This window comes from Cytobacillus sp. Bva_UNVM-123 (assembly GCF_046351715.2).
Classification (GTDB): Bacteria; Bacillota; Bacilli; order Bacillales; family Cytobacillaceae; genus Cytobacillus.
In genome coordinates, this window is the sequence record NZ_CM177772.1 from 3,135,833 (window position 1) to 3,148,926 (window position 13,094).

Sequence of the window (13,094 nt, forward strand, 5' to 3'; positions counted from 1 at the left end):
GAGGTGAATAAATGAAACAAATAGATTTATTCAATGAAGAAAATGAACCATGTATTTTTCTTTGCAAACCTAATCGCACAACTATATATCCAATTTTAGGGTCTATTGGACTTAATAGAATTGTTAATATTGGTAAGTTAAATGAGTTAAGTTTTTCTTTAACCTATGAATCTGAAAAAGACATGCAAGTAGTGAGAAATCCAGTTGTAGATTTAATCAGAGAAAGATATTTTATCAGATTTGAACAAGGCAATGAAAAAGAATGGTTTGTCATAAATGAAATTGCTGAAGGCATGGATGAAGACAAAGATAGAATGTCTGTTCATGCTTTTTCTCTTGGGTATGAATTGAATGACAGGGAGTTAAGGTTCTACGAGGCAGCATCAAAGAATGTCACAGAAATTATGAATGAAGTATTACAAGAAACAATTTGGACTCTTGGATATGTAGATGCAGATTTTGATATACTGTATCGGTCATTTGAGATATCTGATCGGTCTATTCTTGATTTCACATATGAAGTTGCGGATAAATTTGGTGCGAATGTTGTCTTTAATACAAATAATCGAACTGTTAATTTTTATAACTTTGAGAATATAGGAAGTTTTTATGGCTTAACAGTCTCTCTTGGAAAATTACTTAAAACATTAAACAAATCATCTTATCCTGATGAAATGATCACTGTTTTAAAAGCTTTTGGTAAAGATGGATTAACTTTTAATGATGTAAATCCAAGTGGAACTAATTTCATAGAAAACTATGACTACTTTATGTACCCTTTTGAATTAGCAGAAGATGGAGTAACTGTTTTAAAACACAGTAACTATATGAGTGATGAATTATGTATTGCATTAATCAAATATCAAAAACTAATTGAGGATAATAACTCAGTATATCAATCTCTGTTAAAACAGAAAGCTGAGAAACAAAGTATTCTTTCTACTAAAGAAAACGAATTATCAGCATTAAATGCAGAATTAGAGATGATAGAAGATAGATTAGCTGTAGCTAACGCAACTGATAAAAATACATCTCAAATTATTGCCGAAAAAGAGCAAATGGAATCTAGGATAAATACCAAGAATATTGAGATTAATGAGGTTAAAGACGAGATTCAATTGGTCGATAATCAAATCACTGAACTCAAAAATTTATTTTCAATAAATAATAACTTCACTCAAGAAGAATTAGATGAAAAAACGAGGTTTGAGTTTGTTAGAAATTGGTCAAATGAGAACATTATTTACTCAAAGGACTTATATTCTGAAGCACAAAAACATTTAGAAAAAGTTAAAGTACCTAGAGTAAATTTTGAAATTGATATTGTAAATTTCCTTGATGTAGTAGAAGAAAAACATAATTGGGATAAATTGCATATTGGTGATACTATTTTAATTGACTATGAGAAGTTCAATGTAAAGGTAAAAGTCAAAATAATCAAAATTGATTATGACTATGATAATCATTCCATCAAACTAGAAATCGCCAATTTTGATAACTTGGGTGACGACTGGAAAAGGATGATAAGACAGTCTTATACAGTATCATCTGGTCTGAATTCACAAAAGGATAAATGGAATGAAACTGCTGGAAAAATGGGAGCAATTAATGATCTCGTAGATGGAGAATTTGATGCAAATAAGAGAAGAATAATTGCTGGAGTTAATGAGTCTGTTATGATTTCCAGAAAAGGATTAACTATTACAAGTATTGATAACCCTAATGATTTACTAGTTGCTCAAGCTGGTATTCTGGCTATTTCTAACGATGGTGGAAACACATATAAAAATGCAATAACTACCAGAGGTGTAATTGGTGAGAGAATAATCGGGAAAATATTAGTGGGTGTTAATTTAGTTGTTGAGAATGATTCAGGAAAGTTCACTTTCGACTCTAACGGAGCAACAATTAAAAATGCATCATTCAAGTTAATTTCCGAAACTGGTGGAAATGGAATAACTATCTCCCCTTCTGATGGGTTAGTGTCTACAAAGAGCGACAATACAATTAAAACAACACTAAATGCTACTGAAGGAATCAAGATTGAAAAAAATGAATTTGGTGTGTGGAGAAAAAAATTCTATGTTGATACTAATGGAACATTAACTGCTGAAGATTTAATAGCAAATAGACTTATATTCAGAAGTGGAAATGACATTTTAATTGACGGTACAACTAGAACAATAGATTTTAGTAAATTCACAACTAAGTTAGGTTCAGTTCTAATTAATAATATACCAATTATGGATCTGATTTGGGATTTCAATAATAATCGTCAGAATCAATTTAATGGTGGAATTATTCAAACTGGAACTTTAATAGCTGATAAAATCACAACTGGAACATTGAATGCTGCTTTAGTAAATGTAACTAATTTGAATGCTAGTAATATTACAACTGGAACTATAACAGCTAGAGTGTCAAATGCTTACGATGCTGAAGTTGGTGGTACTCTTACTATTGGTAATAATGGAAACCCAAGGATGACACTATATACACAATCAGGCTCTCATAGAATTGTAAGTAATGATTCGGCAGGATTAAGAATACAAGCAAATTCAATTGGACTAGTAGCAAGTGGATCAAATGGTGTTTATGTTGACTACACCCCTCTTGTTGCTAAAAGTGGATTTCGAGTTGATGGAGGAATATCTCAATTTAATAATAATGTTACTGTAAATGCAACATTAAATGCTTCTTACATTCAACAGCAAGGTATCCCTGTGGCAACCATTAATTACGTTGATTCAGTACTTAATGGTCTTGTAACGACTTCCCAATTGAATGCCGCTTTACGCCAAAAAGAAAGTGAAATTGTTTCATGGGCTAATAATAAGTTTGTTTGGAAGTAAGGAGGGTTAGTATGAAAATAAATTCAAACTCAAACGGATTTCGTATTTATTGCGATGGAAATGTTACTGTTAATGAAAATATCAAGCCTAGCTTAATCTTCAAGTTAAATGAGGCATTCAAGAAAAAAGAAGAAGAAATAGTGGAGTGGGCAAACAATATTAAATAATTTGATAAAATGGAGGTTTTATAATGGTGAAGCTTGTAGTTCATCTTAATAATGGTAAGGAATTTATCGCAAATGTTGAGACTTATAATAAAGAAAAAATAAATGAAGATATAAATAATCAACAATTAACTAGTGTAATAATTGGAGACGATATTTTCAACCGACATTCAGTAATTGCAGTTACACAGTATAAAGAATCAGTTTAAATGCTAGGAGGATTAAATGATTATGGAAGTTAATGTTGAATTGAATGATTTAACACAATCATTCTTAAAACAGATTGCTACTTTGAGTGAAAAATTGGCTTATCAAGAAGCAATGAATAGCACTCTTGTAAGAGAGAATTTAGATTTAAAAGAAAAAATTAAAGAAAAAGACAAAGACGAAGCTTAATTGTTTCATCTTTTTATTTTATAGGAGGTGTATAAATGAATGTTTGAATATAACAGTCCTATTATCACTATGATGAGAAAAGGTACACCTGATGATCCACATGCGCCCTATGAAGAAACACTACAGATAGGTAATGGTAAAGTTTCCCTTACAGAAATACCAACTCGTGATGAAAAAGTTGTAGTATTGGGCGAAGATATTATGTGGATTGAGACTGATGGAGAATTGAAGCAAGATAATTGGTTTCAAGTTGACTATAATCTTGGAGTTGTTCATTTTAAATCTGTACATAATGGAAAATCTTTAACATTTAAGTATTCTGGTAAAGGAAGTCAGTATGTTCCTGCTGATAGAGTTTATACAAAACATGATAATGGTAGTGTCACTGAAACACTTGAGCAAATTATAAAGCAAGGAACTGGTGCGATTGAAAGCTTGGAGGAAGTAAATATTGTTATAAATAAAGCTGAGACAGCAATATCAGACGCAACCAACGCTGCAAATTTAGCAAATGAAAAAGCGAACTTAGTAGATACGAAAATTATATCATTCGATAATAACGAATCTATAAGAGAATCAAATGAAGCCTCAAGAAAATTAAATGAAGCTACAAGAGAAGCATCAGAACTATCTCGTACTGATGCAGAATTAACTAGAATTGCAAATGAAGACTCAAGGGAATCAAATGAGTTAATCAGACAAGCAAATGAAGACCAAAGACAGTCAGATACTTCCACTGCATTATCGAATACAGAAGCAGCTATAAATGAAGCTAAGACAGTATCACAAAATGCTCAAGATCTAATAGACACCTCGATCCATCTGAGAGAATACTCCCCTATTACAAACTATGTCGTTAATAATGAAGTCAGATATAATGGTTCAACTTGGAGATGTATGCAAGATTGTAAAGGAGTTGTACCAACTGAAGGAGTAAACTGGACTCTTGTCGCTCAACGTGGAGTTGATGGAACTGGTTCTGTTTCAACTGTTAATGGTAAAAGTCCAGATGAAAGTGGAAATGTAGAAATTACCTCCACAGAACTAGGTTTAATAACTCGACAAGAAGCTGAAGATTTAGCTAATCAAGCTGAAACAAACGCAAAAAATGCAAGTATTTCCATTTCTCAAAAAGGCATTGCTGGCGGTGTCGCTGTATATAATTCGGATGGTAAAGTTATCGATGCAAATGGTAATGAGGTTGAAGGCAAAGTTAAATCTGTCAATGGTCAAACAGGCGATGTAGTAATCGATGTTAACACAACCGAAATGGCTCATTTTGACTACATTATTGAAGCTACCCAAGAAGATCAATCTGTATTCATCATTCCACTAGAAACATTTTCTGAAAAAGATATGGTTGAACTTTATATTAATAGAATACCATTACAAGTTGATGACTTTATAGTTTCAGATAAAACAATAACTCTACTCAATGACACGGTTACCTTGGGTGAGTCTTTATATGTAAAAATTATAAAAAATATACAAAAAATAAATCAAGATACATTAAATGGAAGCTATTTATCTAATAACACTGTATCAAAAGAAAAGTTAACGCAAGATATTAAAGATAGTTTAACGAAAGCAGATAACTCTATCTCCTCTTCTGATATCGGAAAAACTGTAGCAGGTTTTAATGAATCAGGTCAAGTATTGGATAAAAACGGAAATGTTGTTGGTGGTGGCAGTGACCCATCTGAATTGATAAAGCAAATCAACTCACTCTATCGTCAAAATACTAATCAAGATAGAGAAATTGCATACCTAAAACTTAAACAAGAAGCGTCTGAACGAGTAGAAGGCGGTACAGTGTTTGCACATGACATGCGTGGAAACATCATAGGTATGACACTTGATGAAGTTAACAGTGAAAACATCGTTATTCGTGATGGTAAGATGTTGATGATTAATCAATCAGAGGAAACGAAAACTATAACAGATGCTACAGTGGTATCAAGTGCGTATGATACGAGTGGTAATGGTGGTAGAAGGATGGTCAGGTTGAGCAATGGTTGGATTGTAGCATGTGTAACTGACTTATTAGTAACCAGTTCACAGAGCATTAAGTTTTATGTTAAAAAGACGCCAAATTCAGAATTTGAACTTTTGACCACTATATCTACGTCTAATTATAACTCCTATGTGTCCATAGCTTCAAAGGAAACAGTTGTAACTATTCTTATTACAATGACTGACAGTACTGTTGTAGGAAGTTTTGATTTTACAACAGTGGAGTCTAGTATATCTATGTTGTCGAAAAATTTCAAAACAATTAGTAATAACCAACTTGGACATAGTGGTAATTCGCTAGTAGTAAATAAAGAGGAAACAGAATTACATGCGTGTTGGGCAAGTAAAGATCCTTCTCTTCCTAACAGTTTTAATATTCACTATGTGAAGGGTATTATTAGTCAAGTGGATGGGAGTGTAACTTGGAGTGCAGTTGAGCAACTCTCAACTGCCGATGTTTCCACTCAATCGTGGACTAATCCATCTATTATTGTAAGAGCAGATGGAAAGCCTAGTGTTTTCGTACAAGTTCGTAATGGTGCAGGAAATTACGGAATATATTCAATAAACTACAGGGGATCAACTTGGTCTAATTCAGTTGTTTATATTGCTAATAATATACATGTTCCAACCTCACCATCCGCAATATTCGTACCGAAAAGTGTAAATGGATTAGACAATGGTCGTATTTGGGTATCATGGCATTCGAATGATTCTGCTTCACCAAATGGAACAAATATATTCGTGTCTTATTCAGATGACGCAGGATTAAATTTTAGTGATCCTATCAAATTAACGTCTGACGCAGGATTTGTAAGCAATAAATTTGTAACTATAACTGCAAATAATATGAATGAAATATTTGTAGTGTATTACAGTAATTCGACAGGTAATGCTTTAGTGAGGATGCGAAAATACAGTAATGATAGTTGGGGAGCAGTAACCAATGTCACTAACACTAACATACAAACAGCAGATGCTCAACCTTCAACACTTGTAGATATTTCGCTAAGTTTTACAGTCCCTCTAGTGATATATAAAACTTCTACAAAAGTAGTGTTTTCTGGAACATGGCAGGAAACAGTCGAAGAATATTCTCTAACAGCGAAAGCAGTATATAGGATTCCAAAGACAGATTATATTGGATTATTTGTTCGTAAATCATGGGTAACTCCTATATTTACAAATTTATCATTATTTGTAAATGGTTTACCGATGGAAACTGATAATGATCCAACTGAAAAAGTTGAGAGAGCTTACAAAATACAATTGCCTGTGGAAACTGATGTTGAATTAGTAATAGATATGAGTAGAGATAGCACTGATGCACAAGATGCCAATTCAATCACAAGAATTTTGGGAGGTCGAAGTTGATGAATGAGTATAAACTTAAAATACCTTCAAAAGAAGAAAGACGAATTAAAGAATTAGAAAAAGAAAATACCTTATTAAAAGCACAAAATCAAGCTTTGGCTGAACGAACGGACTTTCATGAGGAAGTATTGACAGAGATTATTCTGACGATCAATTCATGATAGTCCGTTTTTTAATAAAAATATTAATTAAGCTATTAGGAGATGATGAAGATATGATGGCATTATTGTTAGCACAGAGAGTGATTCTAGGAAAATTAGAGTTTAATGCTGTTCCAGAAACTCTCAAACCACAGGCATACGAACATTTGAATGATAGTGGAGTGGGCTTTTTAGCTGGAGATTATCAGCCACAGACAAATTAAAATATGTAGTATGTATAAACACATTAACAAACTATAAAGTAAATAATATTAAGCAGATTAAAGAAGAGGATGATTACTCCCCTCTTCTCTTTTTTTATTTGAGAGGTGAAAAAGTTATGTCAAATAAACCCAAGTTAAAAGATCTAGATAGATCAATATCTAATATACTTGATAAAACAGAAAATGATATTATTAATATTTCTGATAAAATAGGCATTTTAAATGATTTATCAACCACAGAAAAAACTGATTTAGTTAAAGCCATTAATGAAGTAAATGCAAAGCCTACTGGCGGGAGTAATCCAACAGAAACAACATATACAGAGTTAGAAAAGGTTAATATCTTGGATTCTCCAATCTATTCGCCTGTAGATATTGAACACTTAGAAGGGAAAACATATATTAATCATGTTCCGCTTTTTGATAGTCGTATATGGACAGGTTCAACGACAGGAGTCACAATTGTAAGTCCAAATGAAATTAAGATGACAGCAGATGGAAAGTGGAAATTTATCACATGTGACGTTAAAGCAGAACAGAACGCAGAGTATACTATTTCTGCAATAATCTTAAATGATAATGAAGGCTTTGCACATATTGAAATATCTTGTCTAGATTCAAATGAAAATACATTGTTATCCGTTGGAAGTGTAACAGGAGCATTGAGAGAAAAGACTTTTACAACTCCCCAAAATACAAAAACATTTAGAATACGATGTAGTATAGAATCGGACTTAAAAACAGGAGATTATATATTTAAGGATATAATGCTCAATGCAGGAGCAGTCGCACAGCCATTTGTAGCAAACGTACAAGGGGTAACTAACCCAACTATTGAAGTTAAGGGGAAGAATCAATTAGGAAATTTTAATCAAACATTTAAGTTAGATAGATTTACTCAATCTACAATTTATGAATCTAATAACCCTTACCATGTGAAATTTATAAGTGGAAGCGCACTTAGAACAGTTAAAAAACTTTTAGAAGATGCTACTTATACCTTTAGTGCAAATGTCAAAGGTACAATTAGTTTAACAACATCTAAATTAAATGATAGTTCAGATTCAGCAGTTGTAAGTACTTTATATGAAAGTCCGTTATTCACAGAAGAAACAAATGTCACTTTCACATTTAACGCTCCAAATGGTGAGCCATATTTAAGGTTACGTTTAGCAAGTGAAGGAACAGAAATATCTAATTGGCAAATATATATAGGTGACACAGCGTTACCATTTGAGCCAAACAACGACAATTCTATAACTCTATTAGAAACATTCTATGAAGGTGACGTTTTAAATGCAGATGGCACAGGAACTTGGAAGAGCAAAGAAATAGTTTTAGATGGTAGTTTGGAATGGGTATTTAACTCTTATACCCTTGCACTTAAAGTCGTAAAGTTTCCAATTCCTAGTGACGTAAACAGCAGTTCAATAGTTGGTGTAAAGTATAACGGTGTGATAGTGCCACGTGCTACTGTTGCGTCTTCGGCAAAAGACCAAGTGACGGTAGACGAAACACATATCTATTTATCAATTGCAACAGATGATAGCGGTTGGGGAACTAGTGTTGACCCTACTAGTGCCGAAATAAAGGCATACTTTAATGGATGGAAAATGTCTTCAAGTAATGTAGATGGTGTTGCTCCTTACAATGGAACGGGAACGAAGTATTGGACACCTCTAGGTAGCTTTGATGGTACGAGGTATCATGGTTTATATGATGGGACAGGAGTCCCAACAGAGCCACCAAGTCCAAGCAACACAAGAGGTTTTAATGCTTTCATTACAAAACCATATACCCCTTACAGACTTATATATAAATTAACAACACCTATAACAAGAAAAGCTAACATATATGGCGATATTTATCTTCGTGAAGGTGCTAACCAAATTGAGTTGACCGAGGGAAGGATTGTAAGGGAAAGAGTTAATCCTGTATTAAATAATGAATTTTATAAAATAAATGAAAAAAACTTACCAACATCACATTTATTAGTGAAAGCTAAAAATATTCTACAAGTTTATAAAAATGGAAAGCCTGACTATACTTGGGAACATGGTGAAGGCAGCTCTTATTATCTTGGTGGTGGATATGCATATACAAATAAAAGTAATTTCGATCCAAACGCCATTTACGAAGTAGACTATATTCCTTTAGAGCCTTATAAATTAACTGCACCATTTAACGAAGTTATGATTTCAGCGTATAGTAATATAGAAAGTGTTAGTATGGGGTTAGTTAATAACAGCACAAATCAAAAAAGCGAAATCAATGAGATAAAAAGACAACTGCCTAATATTAAACAAGACCTTAATGACGCAAATAGAAAAACTGGAGATTTAACAGAATTAAATACTGAACATAAAGAGACATTAGTAGGAGCAATCAATGAAGTGAATTCAAAGCCTTCAGGTGGAGGTATTGATGAGTGGGAGTTACTTGACGCAATTGAATTAAGTGACACCAACAAATGGTATGCTATTGGACATGAATTTAAAAATAAACTAAAGAAGCTTAAATTTGTTTTCAAAACAGTGACCAACCATTGGACAACTACGGGGAATACTCCTGCTTCTAATTTATATGTCCTTTTCCAAGGTGGTGGCGATGCAGGAAAACATAGGCCTGCTGGTTATATAGCGAATTTTAATACTACAGGTACCGATTTTTTTAAATATCAATACAATGGTACAGCGAAAGATAATCACATTTTATTATCAGTACCATCATCAACCGCATATCCTTATCCTGAAATACATGGTGAGTTAATATTTGAGAGTAAAAATATGTCGGCTGGTCGTGGATCGGGATATCCGAATTCCCTATTTATGAATGGATGGATGCATATCGTAGATACTAAAAACACTACCCATAGGGTCCCGATAAATTATAGATACGACATGGAGTTTATGTCATATGATCCTAATGGTAATCACGGTACATCACCTTTTAGCATAATTATCAGGATTGATAGAAATCCGGAATTCACGGAGGGTACTATAGAAGTGTGGGGTGTATCATTATGATCAATAAAGATTATGAAAATGAATTTACAGATGAGAATGGGAAATGGTTAGTTTTAGAAGGTGGAACTTTATTTCTAGTCGATCCATCAGATGAATGGAAAAATAAAGATTTATCAAATGAAGAGTCAGCACCCGAACCAACTCTTGAGGAAAAACTGGCAGCATTGGAACAAGAAAATTCAACACTGAAAGAAGCACAAGCAGAGACAAATACAACTCTATTAGAGTTAATGGAAACTATCTTAATGGGAGGAATGTAAAATGAATATTATACCTTTATTAACAAAGCAATATGCAGTTTGTGTCTATGTGTACGGTACACGAAAATTTGAAACAGTTGTCGCAGATTATCATGAGCCAGTAAAAGAATTTGCAGCTAATACTTATACATTGGAACAAATCGATAATGCCTTGGTTAAAGGATACATCACTGAATCCGAATATATCGATACAATGAAATATACAAAGGTTGAAGAAGCACCTACTGAATAAGGTGTATTTTTTTATGTTAAAACACAAGTTTTATCTTAAAAAGTATGTGATTTCATCTTTATAAACCCTAATTTTAAAAGGTTTGTAGAGTTGGATTTTCACATACTTTTTATTTTTTCATTAAAAAAGAAGATTGTCACGGTTAGGTAAACAATCTTCTTATTGGGTAGATACCCACTTTCATTATATCACAAAATGGAGGTGGTTTTTTGTAAATAACTAAATTGTCATCGGAGTGTGTTGAAAATGTCAGAAGCAGAAATCTCTGTTTTAAAAGAGCAACAAAAAATGACCAATAAGAGACTGGAAAAAATGGAGGATACCATTCCAACTATTGAACGTTTAACTACCCTCATGGAGTTGACTACAGAAACTAATAAAGAACAGAGTGCGACATTGGCTAAGATCAATGAAAATTTAACTAATCTTAATTTTAGCATGAACGATTTGTCTGACCGTGTGACAGAAATTGAGAATAAGAATACTAATGAAAATATTAATAAATTACAACAATCAGTTGAGAAGCTTGATGACAGAGTTAAAAACATAGAAAAACGCAAGATTGATTGGAATGAATTTATTAGTAGCACATCAATGAAAATTTTAGGGACTATTGTTACTTTAGCTATCTTAGCATGGTTAGCCAGTCAATTTGGCTGGAGCTTCTTAAAGTAAGGATGTGAAGAGTTGGAAAAATCAAAAAGACATAAAACAGAATTCTCTAAAAAAGTAATAATGTTTAGTTACGCTATAGGGATAGTAATAATCCTATATGCAATGTACATACAACTTCTGATCATTACCAAAGACTATCATGGTGATTCAGGAATTGTGATAGCACTAATTAGTGGTGCTTTTGCTGAAATGGCTACTGTGACAGGCTTCTATAAATGGAAGGCAATGCAGGAAAATAAAATTAAACTAACAGAAATATATGGCAAAGAGATAGTAGAAGGTTCAAATATTGAAATAGATCAGGAGGAATTTTAGATGAATTATTTAATTGAAAATTGGTACATGATTATTGGATTTTTAGCTTTATTGGGATTAATTATTACTGTTATCTATCGTTATATTAAACTACCAAATAGCAAGCAAATAGAAAAAGTTAAAGCATGGTTACTTTTAGCAGTAGTTAATGCTGAGAAAGAACTTGGAGAAAAAACTGGTCGCTTAAAACTACGCTACGTATATGATCTTTTCATTACACGCTTTAAATGGATTTCTATAATTATAAGTTTTGAAATGTTTAGTACATTAGTCGATGAAGCATTAGAAGAAATGAGAGCAATGTTAGCAGCAAATAAAGCTGTAAGTCAGTATGTCGAGAAGAAATAAATATATTAATACATAATCAGAGGACATGTCGAAAAGGCATGTCTTTTTTTTATTTTTAAGGAGGAATATTAAGTGACTAAAGTATTTAAAATAGCTGTTTGTGCAGGTCATGGTGGCTATAAAAGCTTAAATCCAAAGTTATATGCTACAGCAGGTAAACGCACTCCTGATGGTGAACCTGAATGGACATTTAATGATAAATTAGTTCGTGCTTTTATGGAAGAAATGAACAAGTATAATAATGTGGAAGTAAGGCGATTTGATGATCCTACTGGTAAGACTGATGTGTCACTAAATATTAGAACAAATTTAGCAAATGCTTTGGGCGCAGATATTTATATTTCATTTCATCATAATGCAAATACTGCTAAATGGGGAAATTGGACAGGTGTGGAGACATTCGTATATACTACTCCAGATTCTAAATCGTTGGAACTGGCAGAGTGTGTTCATCCTGAACTTGTTAAAGCATATGGTCTAAGAGATAGAGGTATTAAAAGAGCAAACTTACACATTGTTAGAGAAACTAAAATGCCTTCCATTTTGATCGAGGGAGGTTTTATGGATTCGGTTATTGATATTAAGAAACTTCGTGATGATAATGTATTAAAAAATGCTGGTATTGGTGTTGCTTGTGGTGTAGTTAAATATGCAAATTTAAGCAAGAAATCTAACTCAAGTAATAATATTACTTCCCCTATCCTGCCTCAACCAGAAACGCTCATGTGGGGCAAAACCATATTCAAAAAAGGACAGATTGGAAAAATCACTATTACTAAGCCTATTAATCTTTGGTCAGATAAAAATGGACAACTTAAAATGGAAAGAATTTTACTTCCAGCAGAAGAATTTCGTGTCTATGGATACAGAGAGAAGCATGGTGGTCAATACGATGTTGGCGGAGGAATGTGGATAACAAAAATGCCTGAACACATTAAATACGAGACACCATCAAAAGTGTTACTTGCTAAAGCTAAAGAATTATATGGATAACATTAGGAGAAGGGTTAATCCCCTCTCCTTTTTCATGGAGGAATCATGTTGTAGGAAATATTATTACCTAACTAAAAATTTC

14 protein-coding genes are annotated in these 13,094 nt (G+C 32.8%); all 14 read left to right on the top strand.

The window, feature by feature from the left end:
• Positions 1–11 precede the first annotated feature (11 nt).
• The 14 genes from KDN24_RS16120 (at position 12) to KDN24_RS16185 (ending at position 13,012) form a co-directional block, all read left to right on the top strand.
• Entirely contained in the window at positions 12–2,852 is a 2,841-nt protein-coding gene (locus KDN24_RS16120; protein WP_409971635.1) for a phage tail spike protein, read from the top strand.
• 11 nt (positions 2,853–2,863) lie between these two features.
• Positions 2,864–3,019, top strand: coding sequence for a hypothetical protein (locus tag KDN24_RS16125; RefSeq protein ID WP_409971634.1), 156 nt, complete (start codon positions 2,864–2,866; stop codon positions 3,017–3,019).
• 23 nt (positions 3,020–3,042) lie between these two features.
• Positions 3,043–3,225 (top strand): hypothetical protein, encoded by a 183-nt coding sequence (locus KDN24_RS16130; RefSeq protein WP_409971633.1) that lies wholly within the window; start codon positions 3,043–3,045, stop codon positions 3,223–3,225.
• Positions 3,226–3,241: 16 nt separating this feature from the next.
• Positions 3,242–3,412: a hypothetical protein gene (locus KDN24_RS16135; RefSeq protein WP_409971632.1), complete on the top strand. Its 171-nt coding sequence runs from the start codon at positions 3,242–3,244 to the stop codon at positions 3,410–3,412.
• Between the two features lie 39 nt (positions 3,413–3,451).
• The gene (locus KDN24_RS16140; protein ID WP_409971631.1) at positions 3,452–6,799 is read left to right on the top strand and encodes a sialidase family protein; all 3,348 of its coding nucleotides are present in this window, start codon (positions 3,452–3,454) and stop codon (positions 6,797–6,799) included.
• Entirely contained in the window at positions 6,799–6,960 is a 162-nt protein-coding gene (locus KDN24_RS16145; RefSeq protein ID WP_409971630.1) for a hypothetical protein, read from the top strand. The genes KDN24_RS16140 and KDN24_RS16145 overlap by 1 nt, the downstream gene beginning before the upstream one ends.
• 53 nt (positions 6,961–7,013) lie before the next feature.
• Positions 7,014–7,163: a CD1375 family protein gene (locus KDN24_RS16150; protein ID WP_409971629.1), complete on the top strand. Its 150-nt coding sequence runs from the start codon at positions 7,014–7,016 to the stop codon at positions 7,161–7,163.
• A gap of 116 nt (positions 7,164–7,279) precedes the next feature.
• Positions 7,280–10,189, top strand: coding sequence for a hypothetical protein (locus KDN24_RS16155; protein WP_409971628.1), 2,910 nt, complete (start codon positions 7,280–7,282; stop codon positions 10,187–10,189).
• Positions 10,186–10,449 carry a hypothetical protein gene (locus KDN24_RS16160; RefSeq protein ID WP_409971627.1) on the top strand — a complete coding sequence of 88 codons (264 nt, stop codon included), beginning with the start codon at positions 10,186–10,188 and terminating at the stop codon, positions 10,447–10,449. Before KDN24_RS16155 ends, KDN24_RS16160 begins: the two co-directional genes overlap by 4 nt.
• Position 10,450: 1 nt before the next feature.
• Positions 10,451–10,681, top strand: a complete 231-nt coding sequence (locus tag KDN24_RS16165) for a hypothetical protein (RefSeq protein ID WP_409971626.1) — start codon at positions 10,451–10,453, stop codon at positions 10,679–10,681.
• Between the two features lie 246 nt (positions 10,682–10,927).
• A complete protein-coding gene (locus tag KDN24_RS16170; protein WP_409971625.1) occupies positions 10,928–11,356 on the top strand; it encodes a hypothetical protein in 429 nt (142 codons plus the stop codon).
• A gap of 12 nt (positions 11,357–11,368) precedes the next feature.
• Complete coding sequence (locus tag KDN24_RS16175) at positions 11,369–11,671, top strand: hypothetical protein (protein ID WP_409971624.1); 303 nt, start codon at positions 11,369–11,371, stop codon at positions 11,669–11,671.
• On the top strand, positions 11,672–12,019 hold the full coding sequence (locus KDN24_RS16180) for a hypothetical protein (protein ID WP_409971623.1): 348 nt from the start codon (positions 11,672–11,674) through the stop codon (positions 12,017–12,019). It abuts the gene before it with no gap.
• A 72-nt stretch (positions 12,020–12,091) separates the two neighbouring features.
• Positions 12,092–13,012 (top strand): N-acetylmuramoyl-L-alanine amidase, encoded by a 921-nt coding sequence (locus tag KDN24_RS16185; RefSeq protein WP_409971622.1) that lies wholly within the window; start codon positions 12,092–12,094, stop codon positions 13,010–13,012.
• Positions 13,013–13,094 lie beyond the last annotated feature (82 nt).